Source organism: Bacillus sp. FSL K6-0138, assembly GCF_037982765.1.
Classification (GTDB): domain Bacteria; phylum Bacillota; class Bacilli; order Bacillales; family Bacillaceae; genus Bacillus; species Bacillus glycinifermentans.
The window spans coordinates 3,511,491-3,533,199 of the sequence record NZ_CP150286.1; the positions used below are offsets into that span (position 1 = coordinate 3,511,491).

The 21,709-nt window shown below is 48.9% G+C and carries 17 protein-coding genes and 2 pseudogenes; 3 read left to right on the forward strand and 16 right to left on the reverse strand.

Annotated features, from left to right (window positions below):
- Window positions 1-74: 74 nt before the first annotated feature.
- From glpK to MHB78_RS18600, 3 genes are all read right to left on the reverse strand, one after another.
- The gene (gene glpK / locus MHB78_RS18590) at window positions 75-1,565 is read right to left on the reverse strand and encodes a glycerol kinase GlpK (RefSeq protein ID WP_046129702.1); all 1,491 of its coding nucleotides are present in this window, start codon (window positions 1,563-1,565) and stop codon (window positions 75-77) included.
- A 27-nt stretch (window positions 1,566-1,592) separates the two neighbouring features.
- Window positions 1,593-2,408: an MIP/aquaporin family protein gene (locus MHB78_RS18595; RefSeq protein WP_046129701.1), complete on the reverse strand. Its 816-nt coding sequence runs from the start codon at window positions 2,406-2,408 to the stop codon at window positions 1,593-1,595.
- A 198-nt stretch (window positions 2,409-2,606) separates the two neighbouring features.
- Window positions 2,607-3,164: a glycerol-3-phosphate responsive antiterminator gene (locus MHB78_RS18600; RefSeq protein ID WP_046129700.1), complete on the reverse strand. Its 558-nt coding sequence runs from the start codon at window positions 3,162-3,164 to the stop codon at window positions 2,607-2,609.
- A gap of 164 nt (window positions 3,165-3,328) precedes the next feature.
- Here MHB78_RS18600 and MHB78_RS18605 point away from each other — a divergent pair, with 164 nt between their 5' ends.
- Entirely contained in the window at window positions 3,329-4,321 is a 993-nt protein-coding gene (locus MHB78_RS18605; protein ID WP_046129699.1) for a zinc-binding dehydrogenase, read from the forward strand.
- 45 nt (window positions 4,322-4,366) lie between these two features.
- Here MHB78_RS18605 and MHB78_RS18610 read toward each other — a convergent pair whose 3' ends face one another.
- Both MHB78_RS18610 and MHB78_RS18615 read right to left on the reverse strand, forming a co-directional pair.
- On the reverse strand, window positions 4,367-5,710 hold the full coding sequence (locus tag MHB78_RS18610; RefSeq protein WP_046129698.1) for an aspartate aminotransferase family protein: 1,344 nt from the start codon (window positions 5,708-5,710) through the stop codon (window positions 4,367-4,369).
- A gap of 115 nt (window positions 5,711-5,825) precedes the next feature.
- Window positions 5,826-6,729: pseudogene (locus tag MHB78_RS18615) on the reverse strand (AEC family transporter).
- 114 nt (window positions 6,730-6,843) lie between these two features.
- On the opposite strand from MHB78_RS18615, the pseudogene MHB78_RS18620 reads away from it, so the two are divergent.
- A pseudogene (locus MHB78_RS18620) lies at window positions 6,844-7,389 on the forward strand (GNAT family N-acetyltransferase).
- A 54-nt stretch (window positions 7,390-7,443) separates the two neighbouring features.
- Here the strand turns inward: MHB78_RS18620 and abc-f are convergent.
- From abc-f to MHB78_RS18645, 5 genes are all read right to left on the reverse strand, one after another.
- On the reverse strand, window positions 7,444-9,081 hold the full coding sequence (gene abc-f, locus MHB78_RS18625; RefSeq protein ID WP_046129697.1) for an ABC-F type ribosomal protection protein: 1,638 nt from the start codon (window positions 9,079-9,081) through the stop codon (window positions 7,444-7,446).
- Between the two features lie 344 nt (window positions 9,082-9,425).
- Window positions 9,426-10,964, reverse strand: coding sequence for a carbon-nitrogen hydrolase family protein (locus tag MHB78_RS18630; RefSeq protein ID WP_046129696.1), 1,539 nt, complete (start codon window positions 10,962-10,964; stop codon window positions 9,426-9,428).
- A gap of 22 nt (window positions 10,965-10,986) precedes the next feature.
- Window positions 10,987-11,649, reverse strand: a complete 663-nt coding sequence (locus MHB78_RS18635) for an HAD family hydrolase (RefSeq protein WP_046129765.1) — start codon at window positions 11,647-11,649, stop codon at window positions 10,987-10,989.
- 137 nt (window positions 11,650-11,786) lie between these two features.
- Complete coding sequence (locus tag MHB78_RS18640; protein WP_046129695.1) at window positions 11,787-12,212, reverse strand: CBS domain-containing protein; 426 nt, start codon at window positions 12,210-12,212, stop codon at window positions 11,787-11,789.
- A 142-nt stretch (window positions 12,213-12,354) separates the two neighbouring features.
- The gene (locus MHB78_RS18645; protein WP_046129694.1) at window positions 12,355-12,717 is read right to left on the reverse strand and encodes a DUF5365 family protein; all 363 of its coding nucleotides are present in this window, start codon (window positions 12,715-12,717) and stop codon (window positions 12,355-12,357) included.
- A gap of 121 nt (window positions 12,718-12,838) precedes the next feature.
- Between MHB78_RS18645 and MHB78_RS18650 the strand changes: the two genes are divergently transcribed.
- The gene (locus tag MHB78_RS18650; protein WP_046129693.1) at window positions 12,839-13,750 is read left to right on the forward strand and encodes an RluA family pseudouridine synthase; all 912 of its coding nucleotides are present in this window, start codon (window positions 12,839-12,841) and stop codon (window positions 13,748-13,750) included.
- A gap of 49 nt (window positions 13,751-13,799) precedes the next feature.
- Here the strand turns inward: MHB78_RS18650 and MHB78_RS18655 are convergent, their stop codons facing one another.
- The 6 genes from MHB78_RS18655 to MHB78_RS18680 form a co-directional block, all read right to left on the reverse strand.
- Window positions 13,800-14,450 (reverse strand): ABC transporter permease, encoded by a 651-nt coding sequence (locus MHB78_RS18655; protein ID WP_046129764.1) that lies wholly within the window; start codon window positions 14,448-14,450, stop codon window positions 13,800-13,802.
- A 19-nt stretch (window positions 14,451-14,469) separates the two neighbouring features.
- Complete coding sequence (locus tag MHB78_RS18660) at window positions 14,470-15,381, reverse strand: osmoprotectant ABC transporter substrate-binding protein (protein ID WP_046129692.1); 912 nt, start codon at window positions 15,379-15,381, stop codon at window positions 14,470-14,472.
- Between the two features lie 14 nt (window positions 15,382-15,395).
- Window positions 15,396-16,049, reverse strand: a complete 654-nt coding sequence (locus MHB78_RS18665; protein WP_046129691.1) for an ABC transporter permease — start codon at window positions 16,047-16,049, stop codon at window positions 15,396-15,398.
- Window positions 16,042-17,196: a betaine/proline/choline family ABC transporter ATP-binding protein gene (locus tag MHB78_RS18670; protein WP_046129690.1), complete on the reverse strand. Its 1,155-nt coding sequence runs from the start codon at window positions 17,194-17,196 to the stop codon at window positions 16,042-16,044. The genes MHB78_RS18665 and MHB78_RS18670 overlap by 8 nt, the downstream gene beginning before the upstream one ends.
- Before the next feature lie 277 nt (window positions 17,197-17,473).
- Complete coding sequence (locus MHB78_RS18675; RefSeq protein WP_046129689.1) at window positions 17,474-18,046, reverse strand: class D sortase; 573 nt, start codon at window positions 18,044-18,046, stop codon at window positions 17,474-17,476.
- Window positions 18,043-21,633: a 5'-nucleotidase C-terminal domain-containing protein gene (locus tag MHB78_RS18680; RefSeq protein WP_046129688.1), complete on the reverse strand. Its 3,591-nt coding sequence runs from the start codon at window positions 21,631-21,633 to the stop codon at window positions 18,043-18,045. Before MHB78_RS18680 ends, MHB78_RS18675 begins: the two co-directional genes overlap by 4 nt.
- Window positions 21,634-21,709: the final 76 nt, after the last annotated feature.

The window sequence follows — 21,709 nt, forward strand, 5'->3', positions numbered from 1 at the left end:
GCTTTGGTGCCTGTGGTCTCTCCTCTTCTCCAACCGTTTCTATTAACTTGCATTCATTGTAACATACTCGCTGCTTATTTGAAAGCCCTAGCTGCTTTAACTGCTTTTTTCCAGCCGCTGTAAAGGCTTTCGCGCTCTTCTTCCTCCATTTTCGGTTCAAATCGTTTATCCAGCTTCCACTGGTCTTCAATCTCTGAACGGTCATCCCAGAAGCCGACGGCAAGCCCCGCCAGATAAGCTGATCCGAGGGCTGTCGTTTCATTGATTTCCGGACGTTCGACCGGTACATCAAGAATGTCTCCCTGGAATTCCATCAGGAAGTTGTTTTTCACGGCGCCGCCGTCTACCCGCAGCGTTTTGACCGAAATTCCCGAGTCTTCCACCATGGCATCGAGCACATCTTTCGTCTGATATGCGAGGGATTCGAGCGTCGCTCTGATAAAGTGCTCTTTCGTCGTGCCGCGGGTTAAACCGAAGACTGCGCCGCGAACGTCGCTGTCCCAGTACGGCGTACCTAAGCCGACGAATGCCGGAACTACATATACACCATCAGCAGATTGTGCTTTTACAGCATATGTTTCACTTTCTTTCGCATCTTTAAACATTCTCAGCCCATCGCGAAGCCACTGGATGGCGGAGCCTGCGACAAATACGCTTCCTTCAAGGGCGTATTCAACCTTTCCGTCAATGCCCCAGGCGATCGTCGTCAGCAGGCCGTGCTCTGACTTAATCGCTTTTTCGCCGGTGTTCATGAGCATAAAGCAGCCGGTTCCGTATGTGTTTTTGACCATGCCTTCTTCAAAGCAGGCCTGCCCGAACAGCGCGGACTGCTGATCGCCTGCCGCCCCTGCAATCGGAATGTTCTTCCCGAAGAAATGGTAATCGACGGTTTCGGCGTACACATGGGAAGACGGCTTGACTTCGGGAAGCATCGATTTCGGAACGCCGAGAATGTCTAGCAGTTCATCATCCCACTTCAAATCGTAAATGTTGAACATCAGCGTTCTTGAAGCATTTGAATAATCGGTCACATGAGCTTTGCCGCCCGACATCTTCCAGATCAGCCATGAATCGATCGTTCCAAAGAGCAGGTCGCCGTTTTCTGCTTTTTCCCGCGCTCCTTCTACATGATCCAAAATCCATTTGACCTTTGTGCCTGAAAAATAAGGGTCGATCAACAGACCCGTTTTTTCCCTGATCTTGTCTTCATATCCTTTGTTTCTTAATTCCTCGCAAATGTCTGCTGATTGCCGCGATTGCCAGACGATCGCATTGTAAACGGGCTGACCTGTATGCTTATCCCAGACAACCGTTGTCTCCCGCTGGTTTGTGATGCCGATGCCGGCGATTTGTCCGGCTTGAATTCCTGATTCAGAAAGCGCTGAAGCAATGACGGCCAAAACGGACCCCCAGATTTCGTTTGCATTGTGTTCAACCCAGCCGGGATTCGGGAAATATTGATTGAATTCCTTTTGCGCGGTATGCACAATCTTTCCTTCTTTGTTGAAAATTATCGCTCTTGTACTTGTCGTACCTTGATCAAGAGATAAAATATACTTTTCCATTTTAGCTCCCCCTTATTGCTCCTTAAGTTACAAATTAAATGATTTCTCTGCCGTTTGCTTTTTCGAATATATATAGAAACCTAACAATACCACAGCTACTGCAGCGCTTACAATCCAAAATGTGTTTGTCATGTGCCCTTTAAACACGGCATTGTAAAAAACGCCGGCGAACGATCCTCCGAGAATCGGTCCGAAGACTGGCACCCATGCGTAGCGCCAGTTGGAGCCTCCTTTTCCCGGTATAGGAAGGACAAAATGGGCGATTCTCGGACCCAAATCACGCGCCGGGTTAATCGCATACCCTGTCGTTCCTCCGAGCGACAGGCCGATTGCCACGATCAAAAAACCGACGATCAGCGGGTTCAGCCCTTCGGTGAATTTATTTGCGCCAATAGTCAAAATACTGAGTACGAGAATAAATGTACCGAATGTTTCACTGAACAGGTTGGCAAATGTATTTGGAATGGCCGGCCCTGTCGAAAACACCCCAAGCTTCGCTCCCTGGTCATCTGTTTCTTTCCAATGCGGCAAATAATGAAGAAAAATGAGAACGGCTCCTAAAAAAGCGCCAAGCATTTGTCCGCAAATATAGGCAGGCACTTGCTCCCAAGGGAAATCGCCGACAAACGCCAGTCCCAATGTTAGGGCCGGATTTAAATGGGCTCCGCTGATATTGCCGACGGCATATGCGGCCATGGCCACGCCAAGCCCCCAGCCAAATGCGATGACGATCCATCCCGATTGATGAGAAAGTGATTTTTTTAAATTTACGCCGGCGCAAACTCCTGCGCCAAAGACGATGAGCAGCATCGTTCCGATAACTTCCCCCCAAAATGCTGTCAAGGCTACCCCTCCTAAGAAAATCAGTCTTTATAAATATAAGTTTTCACTGTGTCTAAAAGACCATAAAAAAACACAGCAAAACTTCTTTACATAAGGTAAAGAACTGCTGTGGTCTCCGGGTCTCCGTCACAATGTATCAACTTGGTACGATCGTATCGTATAATGAAAGCGTTGTCAATATTTTTTCATTATTTTCGCTCAGATCCAATACTTTTTCCACAGCTCTGTATCGGACGTTGTTACAGCGGACGCCCCAGCCTCCAAGGCGTTTTTCACGTCATTCTCGGAGCGGATGAAGCCGCCCGCGAATATCGGGATTCCTGTTTTTTCTTTTACTTCCCTGATCAATTCAGGCACGACCCCCGGGAGGACTTCAATAAAATCAGGCCGGTGTTTTTTGACCAGTTCAATACTTTTGTCCATGGCGCTCGTATCGATTAAAAACATCCGCTGAATCGCATACACCTTCTTTTGTTTCGCCTTGGCGATCACGCTTGATCTCGTTGATAAAATGCCGGCCGGCTTCATCTCCTGGCAAATAAATTCAGCTCCGTATTCGTCATGCTTAATCCCTTGGATTAAATCAACGTGAACAAACATATTTTTGCCCCTGGCCCTCGCCGCGCTGATCACGCCTCCCAGCCGTCCAAGGTGAATATCAAGAAGAACGCCGTATAAAAACGGGCTGTCCAGGAAAATGTCAAACTGCTTCATATTGCGAATCGCCGGTAAAATTTGCTGATCGTGAAAACTCATGTTCCATCTCCTTCTTCGTTTGCATCCTGTATTACACTAAAGGAAATTCCCCTCTATTGCAATCCCCTTGTTATGTTTAATCGTTCCCCAGGCAGAACATTTTACATTCATCCTTTGCCAAGCCATAATGTTACCATCATTTGAGAAAAGAAAGGGGTATTTTCGTGAAAGCGATCATCCATAGCGGTACGGACGGTCTTGCGGGATTGAAAATGACAGACGCAGCCGTTCAATCCCCCGGATACGGGGAAGTAAAAATCAAGGTGAAAGCGGCAGGACTCAATCACCGCGACATTTTTCTCTTCCGCTCGCGAAAGGAAGGCGATGCGCCTTTCATTCCCGGATCTGACGGGGCGGGCATAGTCGAAGAAACCGGCGAGGGTGTATCAGGTCTCGCAGCAGGCGCTGAGGTTATCATCAATCCGAGCATCACTTGGGAATTCACGGATTCCGTCCCGCAAGTTCCCGACATTCTCGGCGGGCCTTCTGACGGAACCTTTGCAGAATATGTAATTGTCTCTGCAAAAAACGTCCTTCCAAAACCGGCCTATCTTACCTGGGAAGAAGCCGGAGTCTTGCCTTTGTCAGCGCTGACCGCCTACAGGGCTCTTTTCACAAAAGGCCGGCTGAAAAAAGGCGAGCACCTCTTCATCCCCGGCATCGGAAGCGGTGTGGCCACATACGCTCTGCTCATGGCCAAGGCGGCAGGCGCACAGGTCACAGTCACGTCGCGCAGCGAAGAAAAAAGAAAGGAAGCGCTGAATCACGGCGCAGATCGCGCGATTGACAGCAGCAGCGATTGGAACGAAAGCCTCAAAGGGGAAAAAGTCGATTTTGTCCTTGATAGCATCGGACCGGCGACATTTCCGAAATACTTTGACATTCTGAAGCCGAATGGACGGATCGTCAATTTTGGAGCAAGCTCCGGAGACAGCATTGAACTTCCGCTGCGTTCGCTTTTTTTCCCGCAATTCAGCATCATCGGCACTTCAATGGGCAGCCTTGAGGAGTTCCGCGGGATGCTTCGGTTTATGGAGCGCCATTCGCTTCGGCCGATCATCGATAAGACGTATCCTTTGTCAGATGCACGCAATGCCTTTAACCGGATGACGAAAGGAGAGCAGTTCGGAAAAATCGCCCTCGTCATAGACGCGTAAAGTGCCTTTATAAGCCGGCGGCCGACTGACGGCCGCCCGCGTCTTTTAAGCTAAACGGCACAGACTTTCCTTCAGCACGCCGATGATGAAGGAAAGGTCTTCTTCCGTCAGACTGAGAGGGGGCGCAAGCTGGATGACGTTGTTGTATCCGGCCGCCGTATCCGCATTTTTACTGACGATCAATCCTTTCTGTCTGCACTCCCCGATCACTTTGTTCACGTCCGCCAAATCGGCCGGTTCTTTCGTCTGTTTATCCTTTACGAGTTCGACCCCTACAAGAAGCCCCTTACCGCGGACGTTCCCGACTTTCGGACGGTCTTCCATCTCCTTCAGCTCGCTGAGCAGCCTTTCGCCAAGCACGCGCGACCGCTCGATTAAGCGCTCTTCCTCCATGATGGAAAGGTTTTTGATCGCCAATGCACAAGCGGCCGGGCTTCCTCCGAACGTATTGACGTGGCGGAAACGGTCATAAGGGCCGTCACCTGCGTACGCTTCATATATCTCCCGTTTGACGGCCGTTGCCGCAAGCGGAAGATAGCCGCTCGTCATCCCCTTGGCCATTGTGATGATATCGGGTTTTACGCCGTAATTCATAAAGCCGAACCGCTCGCCCGTCCGCCCGAATCCGCAAATAACTTCATCACAGATCAAGAGCGCGCCGTTCTTTTCGCATATATCTTTGACTTTTGCCATATACCCGTCAGGCGGCATCAATATGCCTCCTCCGGTAATGATCGGCTCCATGATTACGCCGGCGACTGTTTCAGGAAGCTCCCACATCATTACCTTGTCAATGTCTTCAGCGCTTTCAAGCGTATCGCGATCAGCAGGGTTGCGGTACAGATCAGGAGGCTGTACATGGATGAATCCTTGGCCGAGCGGTTCGTATTTATACTTTCTTTGCGCCTGTCCGGTTGCACCGAGCGCTCCCATCGTGTTTCCGTGATAGGCTCTGTAGCGGGAAATGAACTTATATCTCGCGTGTTCCCCTTTTTGCTGATGATATTGGCGCGCAATTTTAAAAGCCGTTTCATTTGCTTCAGAACCGCTGTTGGAAAAAAAGATCACATAATCTCCGCCAAGCCATTCATTCAGCTTTTCAGCCAGCCGGACGGCGGGAACATGAGTGTTCGTCAACGGGGCGTAAGGCATCTCAAGCAGCTGTTCATACGCCGCATCTGCAAGCTCTTTTCTGCCGTAGCCGGCATTGACGCACCACAGCCCGGCCATTCCGTCCAAATAACGGCGGCCGTCAATGTCCGTAATCCAGGCGCCTTCGGCTTTCTTCACGACAAGCCGGGCAGGATCGGAAGCCGTCCCGCTCATGGCGTGCCAAAGGTATTTTTGATCCTTCGCTTTGAGATCCGCGCGATTTTCCTGTACCGTCATTTGTCCACCCCATTTCATGATCTAAAAAACCATACCATTTTATATGTATTTCATTTCTTCATCGGAAATGCAGTTCCTTTTTCAAAGATAAAAAGGGCCGCCTGAAACATTCAGGTCAGACCCATACGGAAAGCATCCACAGTACGACAGGCAGCGTGCCGATGCTGAGCAGCGTGCTGATAAAGGTCGCGCTTGATACGATTTCCGGTTTTGTTCCAAATTGAACGGCCATCAGCGTTGTATTCGCAGCAGTCGGCATGGCCGCCGACAGGATCATGATCTGTTTGACCAAATCGCTGACAGGAAGGATAAGGGCAAATCCCAAAGCAATAAGCGGCGATGCGATGAGCTTGAGCAAAAGCGAGTAAGAGATTTTTCGATATTCGATATGTTTAAACGAAATCGCCGCGAGCTGCATCCCGAGAATAATCATGATCGTCGGAATCGCGGCGTCCCCGACCAATTTAATTGCCGTCATGAACTGTTCGGGAATCGAAATATGACTCAGCTGCAGTGCGATTCCGAGCAGCGCCCCATAGGCGACAGGCATCCGCGTCACCCTGCTCATCACCGTTTTAAAGCCGTCTTGTTCAGAGCTCCCTTTTGCCGCATAATAGAGTCCGATCGTACTCATGACGAGCTGCTGGATTACCATCAGCACAACGGCAATGTCAAGTCCGGCTGCACCGTAGACGAGCAAAACGACGGGCGTCCCATAAATTCATGAAGGCTGACGACAAAATAAGGGCGCAGCGTTCCTGATTGGAATACTTGTACATATAGGAGATGAGATAGACCAATAGAATCAAAGCGATGCAAAGGCCCAGGGCAAAAACGGACATATACAAATAATCCATGGTCAGCTTGTTTTCATAAAACGTATCAAACGCCAAAAAAGGAGACATTAAATAAAGGGACATTTTAGACAGGTTTTGAATGTCAAAGCCAAGCAGCTTCTGCCCGGCATATCCGATGGCAAATACTCCGAAAACAGGGAGCAAAACGAGTAGAAATTCCATGATGCACCTTCTTTTTATGTATAAACCGCTTTCAGTGATATGTTTAATGATAAAGAATATTCTCTCTATTTTCAATATAGCAGAATAAGCGTATCAAATGGAAGGGAGCCCGCCATGGTCATGAGCGAACGGGATTTTTATGTTAAAGGAATGCATTATACGATTCGGTCAGCCGCCAAAAAAAGACGCAGGAGCATTATCAGAATTAAGGATGCGAATCGACGGGGAAACCGAAAATTTGGACAGGGAAAAAGGAGAAGCGTTCATCGATGCGCCGCGGTTTGAACAAATCATACAAACCGATGCAAAAAAGCCCGGAATTTATTTTTGGTAGCGGAAGTTCAAGGCCGGACCGTTGGTTTTTCAAGGTGCGAAGGAACAGATTTGAAAAGATTCTCGCACAAGACCGAATTCGGGGTATGCGTGTTAAAGGATTTTTGGGGATACGGCATCGGGAAAAATCTATTGCAGCAATCTATTTTTTGGGCAGACGCGAGTGGAATCAAAAAAATAGCTCTTCAAGTGTTAGAAACAAATGAGAAAGCGATTAAACTCTATCAAACATACGGTTTTGAGATAGAAGACATCCTAAAAAATGACAAAATGTTTTCTGACGGCAAATACCACAATACGATCATAATGGGAAGATGGAACGAATGACCAAAAACAGCCAATGGAAAGTGCGGAGCCGATTCAGGCTCCGCCATTCTCTCCTCAATCTTCGCCTTCATTCCGCCGCTTCTCCCTCGCAAACGTATAATTGCCTTCATATCGCGTCAGACGGCCGCCGCTGAGCCAATACGTGACATTGAACATCCTGTCCAGAAAATATCTATCATGGGAAACCGCGATAATCGTCCCTTGAAATCGGGCGAGCGCCTCTTCGAGCACTTCTTTTGATTCGATGTCCAAATGGTTTGTCGGTTCATCGAGGATCAGCACGTTATGATGCTGATGGACAAGCTGGGCCAGGCGAAGGCGCATGCGCTCTCCTCCGCTTAAGTCCTTCACTTTTTTAAACACGGAGTGTCCGTAAAACAAAAACTTCGCCAGCATCATTCGGGCTTCGCCTTCGGTCGCAGTGACTTGATCGCGAAACTCAGCCAGGACGGAGTGCTCTTCATTCATTTCCGAGACATGCTGGGTCAGATGAGCGACAGACAAACTGCTCCCAAGCTGCACCTCGCCGCTGTCAGCCGGCGCAGTACCGCTGATGATCGAAAGGAGCGTCGTTTTGCCGCTTCCGTTTTCGCCGACGATGGCAACGCGGTCCTGAAAGCGGACATGCATGTGCAACCCGCTGAACAGCTCCCGTTTTCCAAAGCGCTTTTTCACATTTTCAAGCTTGACGACGTCTTTTCCGCTTCGGTCGTTCATTTTGAAGGCGAGATCGATTTTCTTTCGGTCGAGTGCGGGCTTTTTTAGAACATCGATGCGCGCCAATGCCTTTTCCATGCTTTTGGCGCGGCGGTGCAGTCCCTCGTTTGGAGGATTGGCCCTGTTTGCCCATTCCTTCAGACGCTTGATCGTTTCCTTCATTTTTTTGATCTTTTTTTGCTGGTCCTGATAATGCTGGAACTCTCTGATCAGGCGTTCTTCGCGCTCAATCGTATACCCGGAATAATCCCCCTGGTATACGTGAAGCTCTCCCTGGTCGATTTCAAAAATGGACGTTGCGACATCATCCAAAAAATACCGGTCATGAGAAACGATGACCGCCGTCCCTTTGTACTGTTTGACAAATGTTGTGAGCCATTCGACCGCATCCAGATCCAAATGGTTTGTCGGCTCATCCAATAAAAGCAGATCGGGAGACGACAGCAAAAGCCTCGCCAAGCCGACTTTCGTCCGCTCTCCTCCGCTTACATCCCGCCATTTTGCATCAAGCAGACGGCTGATCTTCAAGCCGGCGGCGACGCGTTCGATTTGCGAGCTGATCTCGTAACCGCCTTTTTGCTGAAATTCGTCCTGCAGCGCACCATAGCGTTCAAGCAGCCGTTCGAGTGTTTCCGCGTCTTGTTCCTCTGCCAGCCGCCGTTCGATGGCAGACAGCTGGTTCTGTATATTCCATAATGAAGCAAACACATCAAACAGCAGCTCTTTTACCGTTTGTTCCCCGGCATGCGCCGCCGACTGCTTCAGCAAACCGGCCGATATTCCCTTCTTCCATGTGACAAGTCCTTCATCAGGCTTCACTTGCCCGCTCATCAGCCTCAACAGCGTCGTTTTCCCTTCCCCATTGCGGCCGATCAGACCGATTCGTTCGCCTTGTTTTATTTCGCATGACACTCCGCTGAGAACCGCATGTCCTCCATATGACTGTGTCACGTTTTGTACACTGCATACTGCCATGAATCTCTTCCTCCGTTTCGCGAAGAGACATCCGGCCATAAAAAAAACGGCAGAGCTAACATGCTGCCGTCAAGATCAAAAAGCAGTTAAAATCCGATTGTGGGCAGATGTCTCTCACTGGTATTTTTTCCTCATGAATGTGTAAAAAAGGGCAGACTGATCCCGTAATACGCATTCTCCGGAAAAAATTGCGCGACAAATATACAAGTGGGCTTGCACGTCTGTCATGCGCTTACCAGTTTGATTCATCTTTTCCACCTCCTTTACATACATCCAATATATGAAAAACAAAACAGAAAGTCAATCGCAAAAAGCCGGCCACTAGGGTGCCGGCTGTTCACACGTTATTTTTTATAATGAATCCGGTAAATGTCGTGGCGTCTGTCTTTCAGCTGACGGACCGTACCGTCTTGGCGCTGCCTTCTGAGAATTTCCAGATCGACGTCGCCGATGACGACCATTTCAATGTTCGGATTGCATTCGCCGACGATTCCGTCCCTTGCAAATTCAAAATCGGAAGGCGCAAAAATCGCCGATTGCGCATATTGAATATCCATGTTTTCTGTTTGCGGCAGGTTTCCGACCGTCCCGGAAATGACGGTGTACACTTGGTTTTCCACAGCTCTCGCCTGAGCGCAGTATCTGACGCGCAAATACCCTTGGCGGTCTTCTGTACAGAAGGGCGTGAAGATGATCTTCGCGCCTTTTTCCGTTGCGATTCTGGCAAGCTCGGGGAACTCGATGTCATAGCAAATCTGAATCGCGATCTTTCCGCAATCTGTGTCAAACACACGCACCTCGTCTCCCCTGCTGATCCCCCACCATTTCCGTTCATTCGGCGTGATATGAAGCTTATATTGCTTTTCAATCGTGCCGTCTCTTCTGAATAGATAAGCAATGTTGTAGATTTTCCCTTCCTCTTCGACAAAATGGGAGCCGCCGATAATATTGACGTTGTATTTGACGGCAAGGTCTGTGAACAAGCTGATGTAATCCTCCGTATATTCGGTAATCCGCTGAACGGCAAGGCTCGGGGAACGCTCCTCAAGAAAAGACATCAGCTGCGTCGTGAAAATTTCCGGATAAACAGCAAAATCGGCTCCCGCGTCTGATGCGACATCTGCATAGTACTCGACTTGGTTGGCGAACTCTTCAAACGAATGAATCTGCTTCATTTCGTATTGAATCACGCAAATCCTTACCGGGAAGGCCGATTTGTAGTAGCGTTTGCTTTGCGGCATATAGTCGACATTATTCCACTCCATCAATGTCGCATATTTGCTCGATGCCTTGTCATCCGGCAGATAGTTCGGATTGATCCTCATCATCGTAAAGCCGTTCAGCAGCTGAAACGACAGCACCGGATCATAAATCTGATGGTGAATGACCTGTTCGACGTACTGCCTCGGCGTCATCTCAGAGGCGTATTTGTGATAGTTCGGAATCCGGCCGCCGATGATGATGCTCTTTAAGTTGAGCCGCCTCGCCAGATCCTTTCGCGCTTCATAAAGGCGGTGGCCGATTTTCATTCTTCTGTATTCGGGATGAACCATCACTTCAATGCCGTACATGTTCAGGCCGTCGGGGTTGTGATTCGTAATATAGCCGTCATCTGTGATATCCTGCCATGTATGACGGTCGTCATATTCGTCAAAATTGATCAAGAGGCTGGAGCAGGAGCCGATCACTTCCCCTTCAAGCTCCGCACAGAACTGCCCTTCCGGAAAATACTGAAGATGGCTTTCCAGATGCTCCCGCTTCCAAGGAACCATCCCCGGAAAACAAAGCTCCTGAAGCTCAATGATGCTTTCAATGTCTTTTTCTTCGATATTGCGGATGACGATCTTTTTTTCAAAACGGGAAAGATCCAATTTTTCAGACACGTCTCTTCCTCCTCTCGCTTGGCTAAGCTTGATCAGACACTTTTTTGATAAGCTGTTCCAACTCCATTTCCGCCATCGATTCAAGGCGGTGATCATAATGCTCGAACAGCAGGCTTTTCGTCACTTTATTCGGCACGATGACACACTTCATTCCAGCGCGCTTTGCCGCCATCGATCCGTTGACGGAATCCTCGAAAGCGAGGCATTCCCCAGGCTGTACGCCGAGGCACTCGGCTGTCTGCAAGTACAGCTCCGGATTCGGCTTGACCTCCTCAACGTCATCGGCCGTTCTGATGCATTCAAAATCGTCGTACAGGCCGATCTGCTTCAAATGCTGTGATACCCATTTATAATCAGAGCTTGACGCAAGGCCGATTTTTAGTCCGAGTTCTTTTGCCGCCGTCAAGTAGGCCTCGACTCCGGGGCGCGCTTTTTCGCTTTCAAGCCGTTTCAAAAAGCGTTCTTTCCGCAAGCTTTCCAGCCTTTCCTGATCAAGCTTCTTTTGCACCTGTTCTTCCAGGTAAACAAAAGGCTGAAAGCCTGCAGCCGTTCCGATCACCTTCCCCCATACCGACATCGGAAGAGCTGAGCCGTGCTCTTCAAAAATTTCTTGAAGCACTTCATAATCGTGTGTTTCTGTATCTAAAATAAGGCCGTCAAAATCAAAGATCACTGCTTTTATCATCGTGCTTTGTCCAACTCCTTTTGCCTGTTTGCACACTAATTGTATCCTTCTTACTTTCCCTTGAAAAGCCCGGAGCATTCAAAAATGTTATGTTAAACACAAGAAGAGCCTGCTCATTTCGGCAAGCTCTTTTTGCTTTATTGCGTTTGAGTCGGAGTGGAAATGTTCGTGAGCGCCTGTCCCGCAGACTCGTTTGACAACTCGTTTACCGCGAGGTCCCCAAGCGCGACAATGCCGACTAAATGATTGTTATCCACAATCGGCAGACGCCGGATTTGACTCTGTGCCATAAGGTGTGACGCTTCTTCAAGGCTCATGTTCGGATTGCCTGATACAACATCCGTCGTCATGACATCAGAGACCGGTGTCTGGCCGTCCTGGCCTTGAGCCGTGGTTCTGAGCGTAATGTCGCGATCAGTGATCATCCCTTTCAATACACCCTGGTCAACGACCGGAATCGCTCCGACATTATGCCGGCTCATCAGTTCCGCCGCTTCTTTTACCGTCTGATTCGATGAAACCGTCACCACCTGCTTTGACATCGCATTGCTGACTTTATTCAATAGACTGCACCCCTTTCGGTTGTTAGTATGCACAGACAACGAACAGGCTACAAAGGAAGTTGAAACCATCCTTGTGTTTTTCGTATTTTTCCTTTATAGTCTTTTCATAAAAAAGAAGAGCTCTCCCCTGGGGGAAAGCTCATTACATCAGCAATTCCTGTTTTTCACTGTGCGGGATATGGAAGTCGGACGATGTTAACGGAAAGTGCAGGCCGCAAGTATTGAGCTTCCGGCTGTTTTTATCAAAAAGCTCGCGGTCTTTTAATACCCATTGTCGTTTCGATTTTGTAAGCAATGTGTGGATCAGCTGCAGGCTGGTGATGATCTGAAATGCTTCATCGAGCGTCCCCTTGTATACATGCTCCTTAAAATCGAGCACACCCTGCTGTTTCAGCTCTTTCAATTGTTGTTTGCTAAAGTAAATCGGAAATACTTGATAAAGCTCTGAGACAAGTTCTTCAATATAGATTTCCTGTTCTTCTGTTGCTGCTTTCACAATGCGCATATGTATCACCCTTCATCCCTTGTTGAAATCTCTTCAAACAGAATAGCATACAAAAACCCGGGGCTGTGAAGGTAAGTGTTTCCTGACGGCTGAAAGGCTTTAGACAGAAAGGAGAGTAAAAATGAACCAACAATATCGCGGCTTGACTTTCCTTGCAGACAGCCGCCACGACGGCGTCCATTTGTTTACGTTTTTGAAGCGGGAAACGAAAGCTTCCAAGCCGGTCATTCAATATTGGACCGTCAATCAAAAAATAAAAATCAATCATAAAGCGGTATCTGACAACGTGCGGCTGAAAAAGGGGGACAGAATCGACATCGATCTTAGAGAAGAAGAAGACAGCGGCGTTATTCCCGAGTACGGCGAACTGTCCGTTTTATTCGAGGATGAACATATGCTGATCGTGAATAAGCCCCCTGGCATGGCGACGCATCCTAACGAAAAGGGGCAGACAGGAACGCTCAGCAATCTTGTCGCATTCTACGATCAAACATACGGTGCGGAACGAAAAATCCGCCATGTCCATCGCCTTGATAAAGATACGAGCGGGGCGGTCGTATTCGCCAAGCACCGCCTTGCCCACGCACTATTGGACGAACAGCTGCAAAGGAAAGAGCTGGCAAGAACATATATCGCCATAGCGGAAGGCGCCTTCAAAAACAAAAAAGGAACCATTGCAAACCCGATCGGAAGGGACAGATACCATCCTGTCAGAAGAAGGGTATCCCCGACAGGACAGCCGGCCGTTACCCATTATGAAGTAAAAGGCTACCGGCCAAAATACGATGTCTCATTGTGCGAGCTGCGGCTCGAAACGGGCAGAACCCATCAAATCCGGGTTCACCTTTCCCATATCGGCCATCCCATTTCAGGAGACGCGCTGTACGGCGGCTCAACCGGCCTCCTGAAAAGGCAGGCGCTGCACGCCGCAGAAATCAGCGTCACCCATCCGATCAGCGGTGAACGTCTGACCGTCAAAGCCCCGCTTCCCGATGATTTGAAAACCGCTGCCGCAATAGCGGAGCTGCTATGATCACGCAAAAGGATGATCCTGTGAAGGTATTAAGATCATCCTTTTGCATTTAATGTTTTCCTTTAAGCGGGGAAAGTGTCCGTTCCAGCCAGCTCATGAGAAGATCGGCGATAACCGCCATGAGGGCGGTCGGGATCGCCCCCGCCAAAATAATCGCCGTTCCGTTTGTTGCATTCGATCCCCTGATGATGATATCGCCAAGACCGCCCGCCCCGACGAATGTTCCGATTGCCGTTATTCCGATCGCGATGACAAGCGCGGTTCTCAAACCTGCCATGATGACGGACAAGGCAAGCGGAAGCTCCACCATCCGAAGCACCTGCAATTTCGTCATGCCCATCGCTTTTGCGGCTTCTAAATAGGCGTGGTCAATGCTTTTGATCCCAGTATAAGTGTTCCTGATAATCGGTAAAAGCGAATAGAGAAACAGCGAGACGATCACCGTATTCGCTCCGAGGCCAAGCACAAGCATCAAAACGGCGAGCATCGCCAGTGCCGGAATCGTTTGAATCACATTCGTTACGGTAAAAATCCAGCCGCTCAATGTTTGATAGCGGGCGATGAAAATTCCCGCCGGAATGCCGGCAATTGCCGCAATCAGCACGCCGTAGGCTGACATCAGAAAATGCCTGTAACATTCTTCAAGAACATAGCCGCCGTTATGCGCATAATACATGCCAAGCTGCTGCAAGACATCCATTGCCATCGATCCCTCCGTTTCACTCAAAATAGTGATGTTTTTCTAAAAACTGCTTGGCGACAACAGACGGCTCCTTGAGCTTTCCGTCAACCTCATAGTTCAGTTCCTGCATCGTCTCCGTGTCGATTTTTCCGATCAGCTTATCGATAACGCCTTCAAGCTCCGGGTGCTCCTTCAGCACGTTCTCGGGAACGACGGGAGAGCAGTCATACGGCGGGAAAAACCGTTTATCGTCTTTTAACATTTTCAAATTGTACGCTTTAATCCGCCCGTCTGTCGAATACGCGAGAACGACGTCCATCTTCCCGTTTTTTACCGCGTCATAGACAAGGCCGATCTGCATCGGATACGTGGAGCCGAATGCGATGCGATAATCGTTCATAAAAGCGTTGTATCCGTCTCCCTCTCTTTTCATCCAGTAGTTGTCGACGCCAAGCTTATAATGGGATGCGTCCCTTTTCAAATCGGATATCGTTTCAAGGTGATGTTTTTCCGCCAATTCCCGTGTCACGGTGAACGTATAGGTGTTATCAAACCCGTACGAATCAAACCATTTCATTTGATACCGTTTTTCAAATTCCTTTTGCGTCAGCTTGAGCGCCTTTTCCGGATCCTTTTCAGGCTTCATCCTCAGCGTTCCCGTTAAGGCATCCCCTGTGTAGCGGGTTGCCGCCACATCGATTTCGCCCTTTTGTAAAGCCTGCTGCTGCACCGCATTGGACCCGAGGTTTTTGATCGTTTCCGTTTGTAAACCTGTGTTGTGTTCGATCAGCTGAGCGAGTATGCTTGCGATGATTTCCGATTCACTCATGCTTTGCGCCCCGATCTTTATCGTTTGTCCGGCGTCTCCTTTTAGTCCTGGGAGCGCGCAGGCGCTGAGCATGATGAAAGACGCGGCGATCAGTATTCTCCTGACATATGTCATGATCATATTCTTCCAACTCCTTATGAAACTTCTTTCAGCCCTTTTAGCCCATTCGGCGTCACTTTTCGTTCCGTCCGTGATAATACAGCGTCGGTTATCATGGCGAGAAGCGTAACCGGTACGGCGCCTGCGATGATATATTCCGGCTGGTACAAATTAAGCCCGATGAAAATATAGTCGCCAAGACCGCCGCCGCCGATGAAAGATGCCAAAGTCGCCCAGCCGATCAAATAAATCGCCGATGTCCTGATTCCTGCCATAATCACCGGAACCGACAGCGGCAGCTCCACGAGGCGGATCTGTTCCCATGCAGTCATACCGATTCCTTTTCCCGACTCCAATAAATTGCCGTTCACACTTTTTATCCCTGTATATGTGTTTCGTAAAATCGGTAGGACTGAATAGAAAAATAAAGCTGCGATCGCCGGCACCTTTCCAACTCCTAAAAGCGGAATAAAAAATGCCAAAATCGCAAGGCTCGGCAGCGTCTGAATGACATTCACAACCGCGATGACAGCACCCGCTCCCCTTTTCATTCTCGTCAACAGCACGCCGAGAGGAACCGCCGCAATGATTCCGAGGAATAGAGCGATGAACGAAATATAAAAATGCTCCCATGTTTTATAAAGCAGTTCTGAGCCGTTTGTCTGCAAAAAATGAAGAGCTTCAGCCAAACGAAGCACCTCCTGCACTCAACAGATTTTCTTCTCCCCAAATCGATTCGTATACGATTTCGACGAGGCTCGCTCTTGTGACGATGCCTGTGAGGCGGTTGTGCTCATCGACGACAGGCACAAATTTGATGCCCCGTTTTAAAATTTTCCTTACGGCATCGCGAAGAAGCTCGTGTTTTTTCACCGTATAAATGTCGGTATGGACAACCTCGCCGACAAGCTTTGCTTTTCTGCGCATCTGATCGATGATTTCAACATCGACATATCCGCGAAACCGCCGCTTTTCATCGACGACAAGCAGCGAGTCGACGCGGTGCCGCCTCATGATCTGAATCGCCTCTGACAACGTTTTATCAGCCGTTACCGTGACGGGATCGGCATTCATGATCTGTTCCACACGTTCGATTTCGGGGGTCGATTGAATGAGCCTGTCTTTTCCGATAAAATCTTCGACAAAATCGTTTGCAGGGTACCGCAAGATGTCATTGGGAGTGCCGACCTGGACGATCTCGCCGTCTTTTAAAATGACAATCCGGTCCGCAAGCTTGATCGCTTCATCCATATCATGGGTCACAAAAACGATCGTTTTGTTTAATGTTTTCTGCAATTTTTTAAACTCTTCCTGGAGCGTGTCACGGGTAATCGGGTCGAGCGCGCCGAACGGTTCATCCATTAAAATTAACGGCGGCCCGGCGGCAAGCGCCCGCAAAACGCCGATTCTCTGCTGCTGTCCCCCGCTCAGTTCGTGAGGGTAGCGCTCCAAATATTCCGGACCCATATCAACGAGTTTTAACAGATCGCGCGCCCGTTCTTTCCGTTTATCCTGAGGCCATTTTAGCAGCTTCGGAACGAGCGAAATGTTCTCTTGAATCGTCATGTGCGGAAAAAGCCCGATTTGCTGAATAACATAGCCGATCTTTCGGCGAAGCTTGACGGCGTCCTGAGTCATGATATTTTCACCGTCAATATAGATGCTGCCTGACGTCGGTTCGATCAGGCGGTTGATCATTTTCATCGTCGTCGTTTTTCCGCAGCCGCTCGGGCCGATGAAACAGATAAATTCGCCTTTTGCGATATCCAAATGAATGCCGTTTACAGCTTTTTTGCCTCCTTTATACACCTTTGAGACGTTTTCCAGTTTCAGCAACAACTGCACCTCCACAATTTCGTTAAAAACATTAAAATCGTTAAATTTATTTTTGTTTTTTCAGAAAAATTTAACATTTATATTATAAATGATCATCTGAAAAACCTAAAGCTGATGAAGCAGCCATATTAGATGTGAAATATTTGTGAATGCAAGTGTCCTCTGTTCAACTGCCGTATCCTCAAGTTTGCTCCATATTCCTTTGGAATCCTCGTGAAATAAGCAATTTGTCACGAATAAGAAAACGGCTGTCAGCCATGTGACAGCCGTTGCTTTCTTAAAGCGGCTTCGCGTATATAATATAGCGCTGCGGCGCGTTTCCGATGTAAGAAAACGGATAACACGTCGTCAACACCAATTCCTCTTTTTTGTTTTGCAGCGTAATGATCGAAGTATCGTCTTGATCAACGATTTTTGTTTTGATGATTTCGTATGCATAACGGCCATACGGCGCTTCTACTTCCAGCCGGTCTCCGAGTTCAAGCTCCCCCGTTCTGCGAAAAACCGTGTCCCTGTGCCCGGAAAGAACAATTTGGCCGTTCTGCTTCGGGTAGTAGCTGCCTTTATAATGGCCGACGCCTTTTTCTAAATCTTCGGCGCTCGTACCTTCCACGATCGGCAATTCGGCTTTTAATCTCGGAATGTATAAAATGCCGACAGCTTCTCCTGTTGCAGGTTTGAACGATCCGGCAGACGATCCGTCAAGGGAGCCTCCCGCGGCGACCGACTTTTTGGCCTCTGTCAATGAATCTTCCGTTTGTCTGTTCGTGTCGTATATTTTCCAGCCGCCGTAAACGATAATCAATAAACCGGCTGCAATAAGCAGCAAGGAAAAGACCTTCATTTTCATAGATTGGATGACCCCTTTTTCCGCATATAAACCATTATACCGGAGAAAAGGAGCAGAATCCCTAAAAATAACGGCCTGTACAAATACGCAGCGGTATCCGGAAGGAAATGCCGGTTTTGTTCGTCATCGCTTCTTTTCCCCGGAAATATTCCGTCCGAATGTTTTGCTGTATGGCTGCCTTGAGAAGGCGTTTGTCTGCCGCTTAGTATGTCTCCGCCCCGCCCGGGCAAAAATCTATTTGCACCATTTGTCGGACCCGGCAAAAAGCCGGCTGCATCATCAGGTTTTTCATCTTCTCCGGGCAAGGAACCGTTCGGATCATCATCAGGCGGTTCACTGCCGCCGTTTCCCGGTTTCTCTCCCGCGCCTCCGTCTGCCCCGAGCTTTTTAATTCTCCCTTCGGAGGTATACGATATCGGTTCTTTAAAGCTTTTGATAAATTGCACCGTTGCCTCGATATCTTCTGGCCCTGTCACCGGGTTTTTTCCAAGCCGGGAAATCGGCTGATATTTGCTGCCTGATGCAGATGCCATAAAATGATTGACGGTTACCGTATAGGTTCGGTCTTTGTCAATCGGTGAGCCGTCCTCTAAGAGGATTTCGGCCGTTTTGTTTGTTTTTGGATCCCAGGTGTATGTAAAGCCGCTGATGCTGTAGTCAGGACCGTATACCGGAGAAATTTGCGCATCGATGATGTCATACAAATCCCTTCCTTTAATCTCAAGCTGGACCAGGACGTTTCCGAATGGCTGGATATTGAAAGCATCTCCCCATGTAATCGTGCCTTTTTTTAAGTCTTGGCGGATTCCGCCGCCGTTCATTAAGGCAAAGTCAGAGCTCATCGCATGCTTCATTCCATCGGCGATTAAATTTCCGAGCGGGGTATCCCCGTCGTTTGAATATCCGCCGGCCATATCATGAGCCGCCTCACCGATTTTTTCTCCGATGATCGGGCCGACCATCTGCTCATATTTTTTTAATATGCCGGCTGCAGCCGGATCGGGACTGATCGCTTCCTGGTTGACGTATTCCACTTCCGCCTTTTTTCGGACGATATCCTTCGTGTCCCTGTCGATTTCCAAATCAACAACACCAATCGCTTTGCCGTATTCGGAGGCTTGAACGATTAAAGCCCCGCCTGCCTCGCCGTTTACTTCTTCATGATTATGCCCGGCAAAAATCACATCTACTTCAGGATCCGCCTTTTTTGCAAGCTCGGCTGACTCACCCGTTACGCCGGTGCCATGTTGCGAAGCCGTCATATGAGCAAGCACGGCGATTGAGCGTACGCCTTTTTTCTTTAATTCACTAACGGCCTGATTGACAGCTTTTGTCTCATCGGTGAATTCGATGTCCTTGATACCGTCAGGCATTACCATATCGGCGGCAGACCTTGTAACCACTCCAATGAAAGCAACCGGAACGCCCTCCACGTCAAAAATCTCATACGGAGGCAAAAAGGCGGCACCGCTGTTTTTCAGCTTGCAGTTGGCGCAGACGAGAGGAAAATTCTGCCCGTCGTAGCCTTTCGTCCCTTTGCCTTCCGGATGCTCTCCGCCGCGCAGGATTCGAAGAAGCTCATCTGTCCCTTCGTCAAATTCATGGTTTCCGACCGTGCCCACATCAAAGCCGATTTCCTCCATGAGTTCGACCGTCGGTTCGTCTTGAAGCAAAGAGGATACAGGCGAGCTTCCGCCAATCATATCTCCCGCGTGAACGAGGAGCGTGTTTTTCCGCTCGGCTTTCCGCTCTTTTATTAAAGCTGCCGCATAGTCCATTCTGCCGAAGGTTCCGTCCGTTTGTCCGTCACCGTTGAGATCAAGCTTATACTGCTGATCGATTTTGCCGTGCAGGTCGTTCATGCTTAAAAGGCGCAAAGAGATATTTCCGCTGTTTTCCTTCTTCGTATAGCCGGCTCTTTCCGCTTCCTCTGAAGATGCGAAGAAGATTCTCCTTTCAACCGGAACCTCGCGCCATTTGTCAGGCGCTACATACGTTTTGTCCTCCGAGTCGCCGACATACCTTGTCAGCCCTTTCCCCTGTTCTCTTGCACGGAATTCAAACGGCAGTTCAAGAAGCGGGTCATCCGGGTCCCACATGCCAAGCCGCTCGTCTTTCGCTTTTTTGACCGCCTGTTGGAACAGCCTGTAGTCCGTCCAGCTGCTGACAGGCCAAATAAAATATGTCACAGCCAGCCCTTTTTTGACGAGTTCCAAATTCGTGTTTACGCCATCTTCTGTCATGACCTGGGCGAGCAGCCTGCCGTAGCTGTCCTTCGCTTCTTTGCCGACTTTTACGGTTACCTTGTCTCCGCTTGACAACATCGACTGCAAGTATTGTTTCGCACGGTTTCCGTGTTTCAGCTGGTTTTCATCCAGCTCGTTTTTTGGTGTATGATACGTTTCAGGCGTATCCATATTCATCAATCGCACCTTTGTCGTCCCGAGCACCGGTTCCTTCAAGTGGATCGTATCCCCGTCAACGACGCGGTCCACAACGCCTTCATACTCCCCTTCCGAAACGGGAGGCGGATTATCGATCCCGTCCAGCTTTTTGATGTCCTCCCGCTTTCTCGGCAGCAGCTGAAGCGTATCATAACGGCTTAAAATCCCAGTAACCTCAAACCATTTGCCTTGTTCAATCAAATGAACGGCATTCGTGTCTTCCATTACCCGGAGCGTCAGCGGGTTGTAGCTTGCATCGATCATCGTGATGTTGCAGCCTCCCCCAGCCGGGGAATCAGGCATTGTTTCAATAAATCCTTTTATTTTCACGAGGCGCCCTTCATATTGCTCTCCGATTTCTGCGTGTTTCAGTTCTTCTATGGTCAGCAAGTACGGATTCGGCAGAGTCGCACCTTCACCTGTTACATCGATTCCGCCGGGAGCGGGAATGATTTCTGTCAGCCCTTTATATGACGCGACTTTTCCAGTGACCGAAACGTTCATCCCTTCCTTCAGCTCCGGAAAATCAGCTTGGGAAGGAGAAAAAATGTTGATTCCCCCCGTATCATCCTGCATGTAGGTTGACAGTTTCCCGCCGCCTATCGCAGACTGGTTCGCCGTGACGGTCCCTTTGATTGTGACGGTTTCATTCATGCGCTTGCGTGCTTTCGCTATCGACGTTACGTCCGGGCGGGAAGGTTCTCCGCTGCCCTCCGTCAGCTTGATGGATTGAACAGATTTTAAACCCGGGGAATGAAAATATGAGGAACGTTCTCCTTTGACGATCAGTTTTTTTCCGATAAGGTGCGGATTCGTTTTTAAGCCGAATTGGCTCCTGAATGCTGCGGGAATTTGAACGGGAAGTATATTCTCAGGCGATGTTTCATCTTTTTGATCAGCGATTGCCATGTTGTAATCATTCGCAAATGGGCCCGTGAATCTGTAGTTTCCTTTCGAAACGGTGTGGCCGACGACATACCCTTCAACATTAGCGCTTCCCGAGTTATTGCGGATCGCTTCCTTTACCGTTATCGGCTGCTCCTCTCCTCGAGAGACCTGCGTATACGGCGCGAGGAACGATGACGCCATAAACATTGCGATCACCGCCAAAGGCGCAAAACGCTTCTTTAACATTTTGACCATATAACCGCCCCCTTTTTTGTTGCTTCCTGTCAAATGTACCTGAGGTTTATAAAATCCATATAAGGATTTTGTAAAC